General features: G+C 65.0%; 12 protein-coding genes. 3 read left to right on the forward strand and 9 right to left on the reverse strand.

Translation table 11 applies throughout. The features are described from left to right. Positions 1–69: 69 nt before the first annotated feature. The 3 genes from RX330_RS33210 to RX330_RS33220 form a co-directional block, all read right to left on the reverse strand. Complete coding sequence (locus RX330_RS33210) at positions 70–1980, reverse strand: propionyl-CoA synthetase (RefSeq protein ID WP_317241273.1); 1911 nt, start codon at positions 1978–1980, stop codon at positions 70–72. Positions 1981–2306: 326 nt separating this feature from the next. Further along, complete coding sequence (locus RX330_RS33215) at positions 2307–3689, reverse strand: tetratricopeptide repeat protein (RefSeq protein ID WP_317241274.1); 1383 nt, start codon at positions 3687–3689, stop codon at positions 2307–2309. 131 nt (positions 3690–3820) lie between these two features. After that, positions 3821–4585, reverse strand: a complete 765-nt coding sequence (locus tag RX330_RS33220; protein ID WP_317244020.1) for a tetratricopeptide repeat protein — start codon at positions 4583–4585, stop codon at positions 3821–3823. Positions 4586–4686: 101 nt separating this feature from the next. Between RX330_RS33220 and RX330_RS33225 the strand changes: the two genes are divergently transcribed. Together RX330_RS33225 and RX330_RS33230 are read left to right on the forward strand one after the other, a co-directional pair. Next, a complete protein-coding gene (locus RX330_RS33225) occupies positions 4687–6264 on the forward strand; it encodes a cation:proton antiporter (RefSeq protein ID WP_317241275.1) in 1578 nt (525 codons plus the stop codon). 64 nt (positions 6265–6328) lie between these two features. Beyond that, positions 6329–7099, forward strand: a complete 771-nt coding sequence (locus RX330_RS33230; protein WP_317241276.1) for a hypothetical protein — start codon at positions 6329–6331, stop codon at positions 7097–7099. 59 nt (positions 7100–7158) lie between these two features. On the opposite strand, the gene RX330_RS33235 is transcribed toward RX330_RS33230, so the two are convergent. From RX330_RS33235 to RX330_RS33255, 5 genes are all read right to left on the reverse strand, one after another. After that, positions 7159–7965 (reverse strand): SDR family NAD(P)-dependent oxidoreductase, encoded by an 807-nt coding sequence (locus RX330_RS33235; protein ID WP_317241277.1) that lies wholly within the window; start codon positions 7963–7965, stop codon positions 7159–7161. A gap of 90 nt (positions 7966–8055) precedes the next feature. Then, the gene (locus tag RX330_RS33240; protein ID WP_317241278.1) at positions 8056–8469 is read right to left on the reverse strand and encodes a DUF1850 domain-containing protein; all 414 of its coding nucleotides are present in this window, start codon (positions 8467–8469) and stop codon (positions 8056–8058) included. Further along, positions 8430–10550 (reverse strand): TRAP transporter permease, encoded by a 2121-nt coding sequence (locus RX330_RS33245; protein ID WP_317241279.1) that lies wholly within the window; start codon positions 10548–10550, stop codon positions 8430–8432. The genes RX330_RS33240 and RX330_RS33245 overlap by 40 nt, the downstream gene beginning before the upstream one ends. A 154-nt stretch (positions 10551–10704) precedes the next feature. Beyond that, positions 10705–11652 (reverse strand): TAXI family TRAP transporter solute-binding subunit, encoded by a 948-nt coding sequence (locus tag RX330_RS33250; RefSeq protein WP_212087510.1) that lies wholly within the window; start codon positions 11650–11652, stop codon positions 10705–10707. A 340-nt stretch (positions 11653–11992) separates the two neighbouring features. Beyond that, positions 11993–12472, reverse strand: a complete 480-nt coding sequence (locus RX330_RS33255) for a hypothetical protein (protein WP_212087507.1) — start codon at positions 12470–12472, stop codon at positions 11993–11995. A gap of 193 nt (positions 12473–12665) precedes the next feature. Between RX330_RS33255 and RX330_RS33260 the strand changes: the two genes are divergently transcribed. After that, the gene (locus tag RX330_RS33260) at positions 12666–12971 is read left to right on the forward strand and encodes a hypothetical protein (protein WP_212087504.1); all 306 of its coding nucleotides are present in this window, start codon (positions 12666–12668) and stop codon (positions 12969–12971) included. A 158-nt stretch (positions 12972–13129) separates the two neighbouring features. On the opposite strand, the gene RX330_RS33265 is transcribed toward RX330_RS33260, so the two are convergent. Continuing rightward, positions 13130–14344 carry a hypothetical protein gene (locus tag RX330_RS33265; protein ID WP_317241282.1) on the reverse strand — a complete coding sequence of 405 codons (1215 nt, stop codon included), beginning with the start codon at positions 14342–14344 and terminating at the stop codon, positions 13130–13132. Positions 14345–14364: the final 20 nt, after the last annotated feature.

Raw genomic sequence — 14364 nt, forward strand, 5'->3', positions numbered from 1 at the left:
GCCGGGCGCGCGCCTCAGGATGAGGGTTGAGCGGAAAAATGCGGCCTATTCAAGCCCCATCTGATCGCCTCACACCCTCCCCTTCAGCGCCTCCCCGATCTCGTCGAGCGTCTTGGGATCTTCGATCGTCGCCGGCATGGTCCAGGACTCGCCGTCGGCGATCTTCTTGATGGTGCCGCGAAGAATCTTGCCGGAACGCGTCTTCGGCAGGCGGCCGACGGTGATCGCGAGCTTGAAGGCGGCGACCGGGCCGAGCTTGTCGCGCACCAGCGCGACGATCTCCTTCTCGATCTCCGCCGGCGCACGCTTCACGCCGGCCTTGAGCACCAGGAAGCCGCAGGGCACTTCGCCCTTGATCGCGTCCTTGACGCCGAGCACGGCACATTCGGCGACATCGGGATGCGAGGCCAGAATCTCCTCCATGCCGCCGGTGGAGAGCCGATGGCCGGCGACGTTGATGATGTCGTCGGTGCGGCCCATGACGAAGACGTAGCCGTCCTCGTCCTTGTAGCCGGCATCGGATGTTTTGTAATAGCCGGGGAATTCGGTGAGATACGCCTCCCTGAAGCGCTCATCCTGATTCCACAGCGTCGGCAGGCAGCCGGGCGGCATCGGCAGCTTGATGACGATCGAGCCCATGGTGTTGGGTCCCACGGGCTTTGCCGCCTCGTCGACCACGTCCACCTGGTAGCCCGGCATCGGCACCGTCGGCGAGCCGTGCTTCACCGGCAGCATGCCGAGTCCGACCGGGTTGCCGGCGATGCACCAGCCGGTCTCGGTCTGCCACCAATGGTCGATCACCGGCACCTTCAGCTGCTGCTCAGCCCATTCCACCGTCGGCGGATCGGCGCGCTCGCCGGCCAAAAAGAGCGTGCGGAACTTCGACAGGTCGTACTGCCGGATGAACTTTCCTTCCGGATCCTCTTTCCGGATCGCGCGGAACGCGGTCGGCGCGGTGAAGAACGCGACCGCCTTGTGCTCCGAGATGACGCGCCAGAACGCGCCGGCATCGGGCGTACCGACGGGCTTGCCCTCGTACATGATCGTCGTCGCGCCGTGCAGCAGCGGACCGTAGACGATGTAGCTGTGGCCGACCACCCAGCCGATATCGGAGCCGCACCACCACACCTCGCCCGGCTTGACGCCGTAGAGGTTGAACATCGACCATTTCACCGCGACGAGATGGCCGCCATTGTCGCGCACGACGCCCTTGGGAATGCCCGTGGTGCCTGAAGTATAGAGGATGTAGAGCGGATCGGTCGCGGCGACCGGGACGCAAGGCGCTTTCTTGCCGTCGTTCAGCGCCTTGCGGCGCAGGCTCGCCCAATCATAGTCCCGGCCCGGGGTCAGGTCGCAAGTCAGTTGTGGACGTTGCAGCACGATGCAGGCCTTCGGCTTGCTGCCGGCAAGCCTGATCGCCTCGTCGAGCAGCGGCTTGTACTGCACGATCCGGCCCGGCTCGATGCCGCAGCTTGCGGAGAGAATGAGTTTCGGCTGCGCGTCGTCGATTCGGGTGGCGAGCTCTTTCGCGGCAAAGCCGCCGAACACCACGGAATGCACCGCACCGATCCGCGCGCAGGCGAGCATCGCGACCACGGCCTCCGTCACCATCGGCATATAGAGGATGACACGATCGCCCTTGGCGACGCTGAAATCCTGCATGATCGCGGCGAGCGCCTGCACCTCGTTCAGCAGTTCCGCATAGGTCAGTTGGGTGACGCTGCCCGTCAGCGGCGAATCATGGATCAGCGCGACCTGGTCGGCGCGGCCGCGTTCGACATGGCGATCGAGCGCGTTGTAGCAGGTATTGACGACACCGCCGGCGAACCAGCGGCCGTAGGTCCCCTGCGAGGGATCGAAGATCGTCTTCGGCGGCTCGATCCAGTCGATCTCCTTCGCCGCCTCGGCCCAGAAGCCTTCGGGATCGGCCAGCGAGCGCGCATGGACTTCGTGATAACGACTTTTACCGTCGGCGTTCATTCCCGCGCTCCCGTCCCTTTATTGGCCTGACCTTGAACCTTGCGGCAGAACGGTCGCCCCGCCATGACCCGGATCAAGTATCGGACTTGTTTGGGGGCTATTTTCCCGGGAACGAGCCGCGGTTCAAGCTGAAAAGGATGGGGCATTACTCCCACTCCCTCTCGCGGAGGAGGGGTGGGGGTGCCGCCGCGCCGGGATTGCCAGAGGCGTTCGAGGAAATCCCCAAGGCGAGAAAGCCCTCACCCGCCGCGCTCTTCGAGCGCTGCGACCTCCCCCCAAGCGAGAGAGGTAACCGGAGCCAGCCGCGCGACTTCGGCTCTCGGTTCTCAGCTCTCCATCGCATTCAGCCGTTGCAGATGGTCCTGCATGATCTTCTTCAGGTCGTAGCCGGGACGACCAAAGCTGGCGTTACGGAGGCTGAGGAAATCGCGCTGGGTCTTCCGCAGCTCGCCGGCCGCGCGCTTGCCCGCCGATTTGAGCACGCGCTCGAACGTCTCGGCGATCTGGCGGTCAAGCACGCCCAGTTGCGGATCGGCACAGATCACCTTCTCGACCTCACGCCTGGCCGTCGCGCATGGGAAGGACGGACCATTGCCGGACGCCGCATTCAGCGCCCGCGGCGGCTCGCCGCCGAACTTGGCGATCTCCGCCATCGTGCTGCGGCGGCCGTTCGCTGCATTCTCGTTGCCGGGGTCCAGCTTGAGCGCCGTTTCATAATCGGCCAGCGCCTTCTTCCGCTCTCCCATCTTCTTGTAGAGCACGGCGCGGTTGTTGTAGGTCTTTGCGAAATTCGGATCGAGCTCGAGCGCGGCATCATAGTCGCTCAGCGCAGCTCCGAGCTCGCCCTTGAACTGATGGGAATCGCCGCGATTGGTCAGGAAATTGGCGCGCCGCTCCCGCCGGATCGCCTGGTCGTAATCGGCAATCGCCTTGTCGTACTCGCCCATCGCAGCGTAGGTCAGGCCGCGATTGCCGTAGTATTCCGGCACCTTCGGATCGAGCCTGATCGCCTCGCCGTCATCGGCGACCGCCTTGTCGAGCTGGCCGAGCTTCTTCCAGGCCGCGCCGCGGTTGGTGTAGGTGCGGGGCCGGTCGGGGTCGAGCCGCAAGGCCTCGTCGAAATTCTTGATCGCCTTTTCGTTGTCGCCGCCGAGGTAATAGGCCACGCCGCGGTCGGACCAGGCCTGCGCATAATCCGGCTTCAGCTTGATGGCCTGGTCGTAATCGGCGAGCGCGCGGTCGAGCCGGCGCTGATTGGTATAGACGACGCCGCGCAGCTCGAAGGCTTCCGCATTCTCGGGATCAAGCTCGATCGCCTTGCTGAGGTCAGCCGCAGCGCGGTTGAGGTCTCCGCCGGCCTCGCGCAGAAGGTCTCCCCGCAGGCGCCAGGCCTTTGCATCCTTGCCGTTGAGCGCAATGGCGCGGTCGATGTCTCGCAGCGCCTGAGTGAGGCCGCCCGAGGTGCGCGCATGGGCGTCGGCGCGAACCAGCAGGGCCGCGGCGCGGTCGGAAGCGGGATTGGCGGCCTGGTCGATGATGGTGCTGCAGGCCAGGATCAACTCGGCCGGAGCAGCCTTGCTGCCCGGCACGCAATCGGCGGCAGAGGCCGGGGCGGCGACAAGGAAGCTCATTGCCGCGCTGAACAGAAAGATTCGCAGCGAACTCTTGGCAAACGAAGAGGTTTGCGCGGAAGGTAGCGTGCCGCACATGGCAGAGGACTCCGTGACGTCGGGTTCTCACCATTGTCGCGGCTGGCAAGGGATGGGTTCAATGAGGGCTGTAGTCAGGGGCAGACGATGCTTGCACTCGCTCGCCCCGCTTGCGGGGAGAGGCGAAGAGCTCAAAACCCGTCCACCCCGTTGAGCCGTTGCAATCGCTCCTGCATCGCCTTCTTCAGATCGTACCCCGGCCGGCCGAATTCGGCATTGCGGCGCGCGATGAACTCGTCCTGCTCGCGCTGGAGGTTCTTCGCTTCCGCCGCATTGCGCGCCTCCCGGATCGCACGTGCGTTCGACCCAAAAATCTCGCGATCGAGATCGGCGAGCTCGCGATTGCCGCAGATCGCTTTCTCGACGGCTCGGGCCGCACGCCTGCAATTGAAGCTGGGCTTGCCGGCGAGGGCCATCTGCGCGCCGATCCGCTCGAGCTCGCGTGCCATCGCCTTGTGATTGGCCTTGGCCTTCTCGTGGTTCGGATTGATCTTCAGTGCCGCGCCGAAATCCTGGACCGCCTTGGGCTTGTCGCCCTTCCTGAGCCAGAGCTCGCCGCGCGCATTGAAGATGTCGGCAAGGGTGGGGTCGAGCAGAAGCGCGCGGCTGTCGTCGGCGATGGCCCGATCGATCTGGTCGTGCCGCGCATAGAGCGCCGCGCGTGCGATCAGCGCCTTGATCAGATCCGCCTTCGCCGTCTTTTCATTGTCGATCACGGCGGCGCAGGCTGTGGCGGCCTTGTTCATGTCGTCGACTGCTGCCGCCGCAAGGCATGAGGCAATATCGACCTGTATGACCCCAGCCGGCTCGCCGCCGGTCGCAGCCTGAGCGACGGCGAGCGGGAGCGCGCAAAGCAACAGGCCAGCTGACGATTGAATGAGGTTTCGGAAACGCATGCTCATTGCAGTCGGAGTCTTGCTTTCGGTCTCTTAACTCTTGCTTCAAGTCTTGCCTCGGGGCCGTACTATCCATCATAGACCCGGATTGGTGCTAGCTTGTGGCGCCGCTCATATCGGCTTCGGGGATCATCGTGTCGACATTCGAATGGATCATCACGCTTTTGCTCGGCGCCGTTGCCTTATCGGCGCTGGCGCGGCGGATCAAGGTCCCTTACCCGACCTTTCTCGCCATCGGCGGCGCACTGATCGCCTTCGTGCCATCCAGTCCGTCCTGGACGCTGGAGCCGGACCTGGCATTAGCGCTTTTTGTCGCACCGGTGCTGCTCGACGCCGCCTTCGACACCTCGCTGCGCGATCTGCGCAACAACTGGGTTCCCGTCTCGACCCTGGTCGTCGCCGCGGTCGGCCTGACCACGGCCGGCGTCGCCTTCGTCGCGCACCGGCTGATGCCCGATATGCCGTGGGCCGCCGCGGTTGCCCTCGGCGCCATCGTGGCGCCGCCCGATGCGGCCGCGGCGGTCGCGATCCTGAGCCAGGTCAAGCTGCCCCACCGCATGGTGAAGGTGCTGGAAGGCGAAAGCCTGCTCAACGATGCCACCGCGCTCCTGATCTATCGCATCGCGGTCGGTGCGGTCGCCGCCGAGCATCTGACATGGAGCCAGGTCGCGCCGACCATGGCACTGGCGCTGGTCGGCAGCGTCGTGGCGGGATTCGTCGCAGGACGCATCATTCCGCTGTTCATGGAGCGCGTGACCGAGGCGCCGAGCGCGATCATCGTGCAATTCGCCACGACGTTCATGATCTGGATCGCCGCAGAGCATCTCGGCCTCTCCGGCATCCTCACCATCGTGGTCTACGGCATCACCCTCGCGCGCACGGCGGGGGCGCGCATGCCGGCACGGCTGCGGGTGCCATCCTATGCGGTCTGGGAGACGATGGTGTTCGTGCTCAACGTGCTCGCCTTCATGCTGATCGGCATGCAGATGCGGCCGATCTGGACACGGCTGGACGCGGACGTGCGCTGGGAATATTGCGTGGCAGCGGCCTGGATCCTGCTCACCGTGGTGCTGGTCCGGCTGCTCTGGGTGACGTTCTACCGCACGAGCTTGCGTGTGCTGGTCGCGCAGGGGATCTATCACCCGAAGGATCCGAAGCAGGTCGCTTCGGCCAAGGGCGGCCTCATCATCTCCTGGTGCGGCATGCGCGGTCTCGTCACGCTCGCCACCGCCTTCGCACTGCCGGAGAATTTTCCCTATCGCGACTTCATCGTCTTCATCGCCTTTGCGGTGGTGCTGGGATCGCTGGTGATCCAGGGCCTGACGCTGCGGCCGCTGATTCTGGCGTTCGGCCTCAGGGACGACGATCCCGTCGGCACCGAGGTCGCGCACGCCCGCGCCGTCGCCTATCGCGCCGCGCTCGATGCGATCGAGAGCGATCCGTCGGAGGAAGCGGAGATCCTGCGGCTCGAATATCGCGCGATCCTGATGCAGGCCGAAAACGATCCAGGCGGCGGCATCGCCAATAGCGAACTGCCCGCCGATCCCCTGCGCCGCCGCGCCATCGAGGCGGCGCGCAGATCGATTTTCGATCTCCGCGCCACCGAGGTGATCGGCGACGACGCCTTCCACCGGATCGAAGAGGAGCTCGATCGCGCAGAATTGAGCGCGGGGGGATGAGGCACATACAAAGCCGGTGTCGGCCGGCATTGAACCAAACCCCACCGTCCCAGACTCACTCCTGATGACGACTCTGACCGACGACCGTCGTGTCCGCGCGCGTGATGCGTCGCCTGCACGATATTTTTATCTGCATATGGCCCTGGCTTGCGCGGCCACCGCGTTTCTCGGCTTCGCGCCGACCTATTGGCTCCCCCTCGCCCGCGGTGCGTTGTCCGCAAGCCCCGTGGTTCACTTTCACGGACTCTTGTTCTTCACCTGGTCGCTCTATTTCGTGCTCCAGACCTGGCTCGCCGCCTCGGGCCGCATCGCCAATCATCGTTCGCTCGGCATCGCCGGCGTCTCGCTGGCGACCGCGATGACGATCTTCGGCTTCCTCGTCTCGGTGCACGTGATGCAGCATGCCGCCGCGCTCGGGCAGAAGGAGGCCGGCATCGGCTTCTCGATCGTGCCGATGAGCGGGATCGCGTTCTTCGCGATCGTCTTCGTGCTCGCGATCATGAACACGCGCAGGCCCGAAATTCACAAGCGCCTGATGCTGCTGGCCGCGGTCTCGATCCTCGATGCCGCGATCGCGCGCTGGTTCCTGACATTCCTGGCGCCTCCAGGACCGCCCGGCCCGCCCCCCGTGCCGGTGACGATCGCACCGGCTGTCGTGGCATCGCTGCTGCTCGTCGTCGCCATGGTGCGCGACTGGCGCGCGGAAGGCCGCGTGCATCCGGTCTACGTCTACGGCACGATCGCGCTGCTGGCGGTGAAGGTGCTGAACTGGCCGATCAGCGAGAGCGCGGCCTGGCACGCGTTTGCCGGCGGGATATTGGCGCTGTCGCAGTAACCCCCGCTGTCGTCCCGGACAAGCGAAGCGCAGATCCGGGACGACGGCGAAGGTTGAAGCTACGCCCCCGCCTTGCACGTGATGCCGCCGTCCACCACGAGCTCGATCCCGGTCACATATTTCGCTTCGTCCGACGCAAGGAACAGCGCGGCGTTGGCGACGTCGAAAGCATCGCCCATGTGCCCCATCGGCACTTGCGCGTCGCGGGCGCGCCACATCGCCTCGACGTCGCCTTTGGCGTAGCTGGCGGCAAGGCCTGCGGAATGCTCGACCATCGGCGTCTTCATCAGGCCGGGCAGGATCGCATTCACCCGCACATGATGGCGCGCGAACTCGATTGCGGTCGTACGCGTCATCTGGTTCATCGCCGCCTTCGAGGTGCCGTAGGTCACGTAGGAGATGCCCATGTGCCGAATCGAGGCAATCGACGAGATGTTGATGATCGAACCGCCGCCCTGCTTCACCATGACGGGGATGACGTGCTTCATGGCGAAATAGGCGCTCTTCAGGTTGACGCTGAAGACACGGTCCCAGCTTTCCTCGGTCACCTCGACCACGCTGCCCATCTCGGCGATGCCGACATTGTTGTCGAGAACGTCGATGCGGCCATAGGCCTTCAGGCACGCCGCCACCATCGCCTCGACCTCGGCAGGCCGCGAGACGTCCGCGGTGAACGCGATTGCCTTGCCGCCCTCGCCGGTAATGATCTTCGCGGTCTCCTCGGCCGCAGTGCCATTGCGATCGACGCAAAACACCTGCGCCCCCTCGCGCGCGAAGGTCGCCGCGGTCGCCTTGCCATTGCCCCAGCCCGGCCCGATCGAGCCGGCCCCCACCACCATCGCAACCTTGCCTTTGAGCCGATCCATCGCGTCTCTCCCTTGTTGTTTCTTCATGGCCCGGATGAGCGGAGCGATATCCGGGGACAGTGGTCCGGCATATCGCTCAGCTCATGCGGGCTAGCGATCGTTGCAGGCGCTCATCGTCGTCACGTTAGCACCAATGGGATGTCCGACAATCTCCGACAGCGTCCGGCACTGTCCGTCGTGGCACAGCCGCCACTCCCCCGCCGCGCCCGAATTGCCCAGCACGACCTCTTGCAGGGCTGCGCGCTTCGGCTGCCACTGAAACCAGCCGTCGACCAGCCGCGCCTCCTGCGGCGGCTCCATGCCCGGGCCGGTGCCCTTGATGCGGGCCTGCACCAGCTCCAGGCCGGCGGGCGTGACGCGCCAGTCCTCCTGCCATTCGACCTTCGCGATCGAATGCGTCCAGGCCAGCGTGAAGGTGGACAGCGCCAGCGCCTTCACGCCTGCAGCCGTTGCGAAGCAAAGGCTCACACCGCCTCGACCGTTACAGCCGGACGCTGCCGCCATTGCCACAGCGCGAGCACTGCGGCGAGCACAAAGCCCGCGGTGTCGCTGAACGGGAATTCGCCGAGCAGGCAGAACGCGGCGCCGAGTGCGACCAGGCGTTCGATCAGCGTCAACCGCGTGAACAGGAATCCGATCGCGACCATACCGAACAGCGCAATTGCCACCAGCGCCTTGAAGCTCGCGAGCGCCACTGCGCCGTAGAAGCCGAGCGTGGCTGCCATGGGATCGCCGGGCTGCAGCATCAATGCCGGTGAGAAGACGAAGATGAAGGGGATGACATAGCCGGCGAGCGCGATACGCATCGCTTCCCAGCCGATCTTGTCCGGATTCTCCTTGGCGATCGGCGCGGCCGCGAGCGCCGCCAGCGCGACGGGCGGCGAGAGGTCGGCCATGATGCCGTAGTAGAACGCGAACATGTGGCTCGCGATCAGGGGCACCCCTAACTTGGCCAGCGCAGGCGCGGCGAGCGCGGCGGTGATGATATAGGTCGGGATGGTCGGGATGCCGGTGCCGAGCAGGATCGACAGCAGCATGGTCATGACCAGCGCCAGGAAAATGCTCTTCTCGCCGAGCCCGATCACCCAGCCGCCGAAGATGGTGCCGACGCCGGTCTGCGACATCATGCCGATGATGACGCCGACGATGGCGCAGGCCATGCCGACGGTGATGGCGGATTTGGCGCTTTCGGCCAGCGCATCGCGGCAGGCGCGCAAGGCCGCGAAGCCGCCGCGCACGAATGCCGTGATCACGATCAGGGCGACCACCACGGTTGCGACCGGCGCGATCTGCAGGCCGTCACGCGACAGCGCAGCAACCACGAGCGCAAGCCCGATCCAGAAGATGTAGCGGATCACATTCGAGGAGGCCCCGGTCGTGATGGCGGTGCCGAGGATCAGCGTCACCGTCAGCGCAAGGCCCATGCTGCCGGCATAGAGCGGCGTAAAGCCTTCGAACAGCATGTAGACCAGCGCGGCCAGCGGCAGCACGAGGTACCAGCGCGTCACCAGAGCCTTCCAGGCGCTCGGGATCTCCGAACGCTTCATGCCGACGAGGCCGTGCTTGCCGGCTTCCAGGTGCACCATCCAGAACGCGGACGCGAAATAGAGGATCGCGGGGATCGCCGCTGCCTTCACGATCTCCGAATATTGCACGCCCAGCGTCTCCGCCATGATGAAGGCGACCGCGCCCATCACCGGCGGCATGATTTGTCCGCCCATCGAGGCCGTGGCCTCGACGCCGGCCGCGAAGGCGCGGCGATAGCCGAACCTGATCATCAGGGGAATCGTGAACTGGCCGACGGTGACGACGTTGGCGACGCCCGAGCCGGAAATCGTGCCCATCATGCCCGAGGCGAACACCGCGACTTTCGCAGGTCCGCCGCGGGTGCGGCCGAACAGGCCGAGCGAGACGTCGGTGAAGAGCTGGATCATGCCGGCGCGTTCCAGGAACGAGCCGAACAGGATGAACAGGAAGATGTAGGTCGCCGAGACGTAGATCGGCACGCCGTAGAAGCCCTCGGTGCCGAACGACAGATGCGTGACGATCTGGTCGAAATCGTAGCCGCGGTGATTGAGCGGCGACGGCAAATACTGGCCGAAGAACCAGTAGACGAGGCACGCGCCGCACATCAGCGGCAGCGCCGCGCCCATCAGCCGCCGCGTGCCTTCGAAGATCAGCACCGCGAGCAGCGTGCCGACCGCGAGATCGAGTCGCGTCGGATCGCCGTCGCGTGCGATCAGATCGGCGTAGAAGATCCACTGGTAGAGCCCGCAGAAGAAACCGGCAGCGCCGATAGCCCAGCCGAGCACGCGGCCGAAACTGCTCCTCGCGGTGAAATTGGCGATCAGGCCGAAGGTGAGCAGGACTAGGAAGCCGACATGGACTCCGCGCACCACCTGGCTCGGCAGATAGTTGAAGGCGGCGACATAGAGCTGGAAGGTGGCGAAGGCGATGCCGATCCAGTAGGCGAGACGGCCCCACCAGCCCGGGCCGAAGCCTTCGGGAAAGCCGTGCTCGAAATTGTCGAACTCGACCTTGACCTTCTCGGGCGCCGTCTCGGTGCCCTCTGGCTTTTCCAGCATCTATTCGTCCTCAGTCGTCCAGCGCGTATGCTGCGCGGTCCACCCGCCGTCATGCCCGGGCTCGTCCCGGGCATCCACGAACTTTCTCACCTAGCCCAAGAACGTGGATGGCCGGGACGAGCCCGGCCATGACGCCCTGCTGCGAGAGCCGATCTTACTTGATCAGCCCTTTTTCCTTGTAATAGCGGATCGCGCCGGGGTGCAGCGGAACCGGGCTGCCGCTGGCGGCGGTCTCGAGCTTGATCTCCTTGCCGGCGGCGTGCGCGTTCACGAGTTCCGGCAGCGACTCGAAAACCAGCTTGGTCATCTGATAGGCGAGATCGTCCGACACCGCGGAGCTGGTGACGAGATAGTTGATCACGGCCGCCGTCGGCACGTCCTTGTCTTGGCCGCTATAGGTGTTGGCCGGAATGATCGCGGAGACGAAGGGCGGGCCGATCTTGTCGACCGTCTCCTTCGGCACCGACACCACCGTGATCGGGCTCGAGGTCGACAGGTCCTTCAGCGAGGCGACGCCGAGACCGGCCGATTGCAGGGTTGCGTTGAGCTGCCGGTTCTTCATGAGATCGACGGATTCGGCGAACGGCAGATACTCGACCTTGCCGAGATCCTTGTAGCTCATGCCGGCGGCGCTGAGGATCGCCCGCGAATTCAGCTCGGTCCCCGACTTCGGCGCACCGACCGAGAGGCTCTTGCCCTTGAGGTCGGCCAGCGTCTTGATGCCGGATTCAGTGGTGGCGACGATCTGGATGTAGTTCGGATAGATGGCGCCGATGGTCCTGAGCTTGTCGAGCTTGGTCTTGAAGCCCGCCTCCTCCTCGCCGTCCCAGGCGGCCTTGAGCGAGTCGCCCAGCGTGAACGCCAGCTCGCCGCGGCCCTGCTGCAGCAGGATCAAATTCTCGACCGACGCCTTGGTGGCCTGCACCTGCGTCTTCACGTTCGGAATCTTGTCGCCGTAGATCTTCCCGATCGCGACCCCCAGCGGATAATAGACGCCGGAGGTGCCGCCGGTCAGCACGTTGATGAAGGATTGCGCCTGCGCGCAAGGTGCCGACGCCGCCAGAGCAAGTGCCGCGGCCGCGCCGAAAATCGTCCGTTTCATGGTTGTTGTACTCCCCAAACCGGCGGGGAAATTGGCCGGATGAAGCGAGCGGGTCAACCCATCCAAAAGGCAAAACAGGACTGCGGTAAACGGCCTTTCCGGCTCGATTATTCGGGAACTGACGGGTGCGGCGAGGTGGCACAGCGGGTTGGAGCGGCGTCAGGCGCGATGGTTGGCACGGCTTGCTCGGTCACCTCTCCCGCTTGCGGGAGAGGTCGCGCCGAAGGCGCGGGTGAGGGTTCTTTCCTCCAGGGGAATGCCCTTGTGGAGACACCTTCTCCCCGCCTCCCCCGCGAGCGGAGGAGGGAGCGCACCGTCTACGAGACGATCAACCGCGCGCTCACTGGAACGTCATATCCAGGCACTTGGAGATATCGGAGCCGAGGCCCGAGGAGATGGTGATGCAGCCGCGGATCTTCTGCGCGCCGACGTCGGCGGCCCAGATCGAATAGCCGCCGGGGCCGAAGAACGAGTTGGTGTTCGGCGGCTCGGTCTCGGTGGCGTCGAAATCGTATTTGCCGTCGGTCTCGAAGATGCGCGGCTTCTTGATGCAGCCGCCGTCGGTCTGGACGTTGATGACTTCCTTGTTGTCGCGGGTCAGCGCCAGCGAGACCTGGCAGCGGAAATATTCCGAGGTCTTGGTGTTGAAGAGATAGGTGTAGGATCTGCAGGTCGCCGTGTTCAGCTTGCCCGGCGCAAGACCGCGGCTGCATGAGATGCGCTGGTTGTGGCTGAGCTGGTAATCATCGGCCCGGGCGGCCGGCGCCAGCGCCGTCAGTGACAATGCAGCAGCCCAGCAAAGTTTGATCACATGGCGCATCCGAATCATCCCTACCCCTAATTTTGTCGAGTTGCGTTCTAGACGGAAAGCGGAACATAGTCGCGAGGGGACGAAGGGAAAATCACAAACTACTGGACAAGACGTGATGCGCTGCGGCGCTATCGCAAATTGACCCGGGCACGCCGTTCGTGATTTGTTCAAACCCGGAATGTCCCGACGTGGGAGGATGGGAATGACGGTATTTTCAATCAAGACATTTGCAATCGTAGTCGCGCTCGGCGCCTTCGCCGCGCCCGCATCGGCGCAAGCCCCGGCAACGCCGTGGGAGCTCAAGTCCGACACAGGCTATGCCTATGACAAGGAAGGCAAGACCTTTTCCTACAAGATGGGCACCAGCAACGCCGGCGAACTGCTGAAGGGTGCCAAGAAGGTGCCGAAGGGCACGCTGTTCTTCATTGGTCACAACGGCCAGCTCTACATGCGCAGCGGCCCGTACCTGGAAGGCGACGGCAAGTTCAAGTTCGGCCCGGATCAGTAGGGGCGCCTGAGACAGTCTCGTAGGGTGGGCAAAGGCGCCCTTGCGCCGTGCCCACCATCTCTCTCTATCGCAAAAGGTGCGTGGGCATGCTTCCGCCTTCGCTCTTCGAGCTACGGCGGACAAGTCGCTTTGCCCACCCTACGGCAGCTCGCCAGCGGCTAAAACGCCGCCGCCAATTCCCTTGCGCCGGGCTTGCCGCTGTTCACATCCATGCGCTCATCCGTCACCGCGAGCAGCTTGGCCACCGTGTTGTGGCGGATCGCGACCGGGTTGCGCTCGTAGCCGCCGCGCTGGAAGAAGTTCGAGGTCGGCACCTGCTCGCGCATCGCCTGCGGCATCGTCACCATGTCGAGGCCGGTGCCGTCGCCGGTGAGGTTCATCATCTCGAGCTCGGCCGCGGAGAGCGGACGGGTGTAGCCCTTGGCGCGCGCGAACAGCACCGAGGTCAGGAGCTTATGCGTCTGCAGCATCGGACCGATATCGATGTCGAGCACCATCGCATGCATGGCCCAGCCCTGCGGGGTGACGCCCATCTTTTCGTGCTCCGACCAGGTGTCGGGCACTGACTTGGCATGCGCCACCATCTTCTTGAGCACCACGAGCTTGTGCTCGAGCGCCTGCCGCGCCGGGCCCGTGCTGCGCGCGACCTTATCCGAAAGCGCACGGATGATCTCATGGCCCTGCTCGGCCAGCAGCTCGACGCTGTTGGTGGTCAGGAGCTGGTTGTACCCCATCGCGGTCGAGATCGCGCGCTTGCCGCCATGCTCGATGCCCGCCTGCACGTCGTGCGTGCCGGTGCCGCCGGTCTCGAAGGCGTAGACCCGCACCGCCTGCTCGCGCGTTAGGCCGTTGGCGAGCGCGTAGCGCGCATAGGCGCGTTTGAACTCGACCTCGCTGGAGGGACGCTGCGGCGTGAACTGGTAGAGCTCCTGCGCCGCGCGCAGGAAATCGGTGACGACGGGGATCGGCTTGCGGGGCGGCCGGTCGGGCGTTTCCTCGGGATCCGGGTTCACCGGCTTCTTGGGCCCGTTGTAGAGCGGTGGATGCACCAGCACGTAGTCATCGAGCGTGATCTGCTGTCCGCTGCGCCGCTTGGCGTTGCGGCCTTTCCGCTTCTCCGAGATCTGACTCCAATAGGCGCCGGCCTCGGCGTCGAAAGCGGCACGGGCCGCCTGATATTCGGCGAGCTTGCGGCGATATTCGAGCACGGCCGGCGAGGCCCCGCCTTGCGCAAAGAACTGCGACAGCAACTGGGCGTTGGCATCGCGGATGGCGGGTGGCAACGCGTCGGCCTCGCCGCTCTGCGCGGGCAGCGTGAACAGGGCGAGCGCGAGCGGAACCAGCGCGAGGCTATGTCGAATCGGATGATGCATGATGCCCTCTTAGCAGGCAT

The sequence above is a fragment of the Bradyrhizobium sp. NDS-1 genome, from assembly GCF_032918005.1.
Taxonomy (GTDB): Bacteria; Pseudomonadota; Alphaproteobacteria; order Rhizobiales; family Xanthobacteraceae; genus Bradyrhizobium; species Bradyrhizobium tunisiense.

Bases quoted from the DNA above. Each gene is read 5' to 3' on its own strand.
- RX330_RS33210 (WP_317241273.1), bottom strand. From the start codon at position 1,980: ATGAACGCCGACGGTAAAAGTCGTTATCACGAAGTCCATGCGCGCTCG.
- RX330_RS33215 (WP_317241274.1), bottom strand. From the start codon at position 3,689: ATGTGCGGCACGCTACCTTCCGCGCAAACCTCTTCGTTTGCCAAGAGT.
- RX330_RS33220 (WP_317244020.1), bottom strand. From the start codon at position 4,585: ATGCGTTTCCGAAACCTCATTCAATCGTCAGCTGGCCTGTTGCTTTGC.
- RX330_RS33230 (WP_317241276.1), top strand. From the start codon at position 6,329: ATGACGACTCTGACCGACGACCGTCGTGTCCGCGCGCGTGATGCGTCG.
- RX330_RS33235 (WP_317241277.1), bottom strand. From the start codon at position 7,965: ATGGATCGGCTCAAAGGCAAGGTTGCGATGGTGGTGGGGGCCGGCTCG.
- RX330_RS33240 (WP_317241278.1), bottom strand. From the start codon at position 8,469: ATGGCGGCAGCGTCCGGCTGTAACGGTCGAGGCGGTGTGAGCCTTTGC.
- RX330_RS33245 (WP_317241279.1), bottom strand. From the start codon at position 10,550: ATGCTGGAAAAGCCAGAGGGCACCGAGACGGCGCCCGAGAAGGTCAAG.
- RX330_RS33250 (WP_212087510.1), bottom strand. From the start codon at position 11,652: ATGAAACGGACGATTTTCGGCGCGGCCGCGGCACTTGCTCTGGCGGCG.
- RX330_RS33255 (WP_212087507.1), bottom strand. From the start codon at position 12,472: ATGCGCCATGTGATCAAACTTTGCTGGGCTGCTGCATTGTCACTGACG.
- RX330_RS33260 (WP_212087504.1), top strand. From the start codon at position 12,666: ATGACGGTATTTTCAATCAAGACATTTGCAATCGTAGTCGCGCTCGGC.
- RX330_RS33265 (WP_317241282.1), bottom strand. From the start codon at position 14,344: ATGCATCATCCGATTCGACATAGCCTCGCGCTGGTTCCGCTCGCGCTC.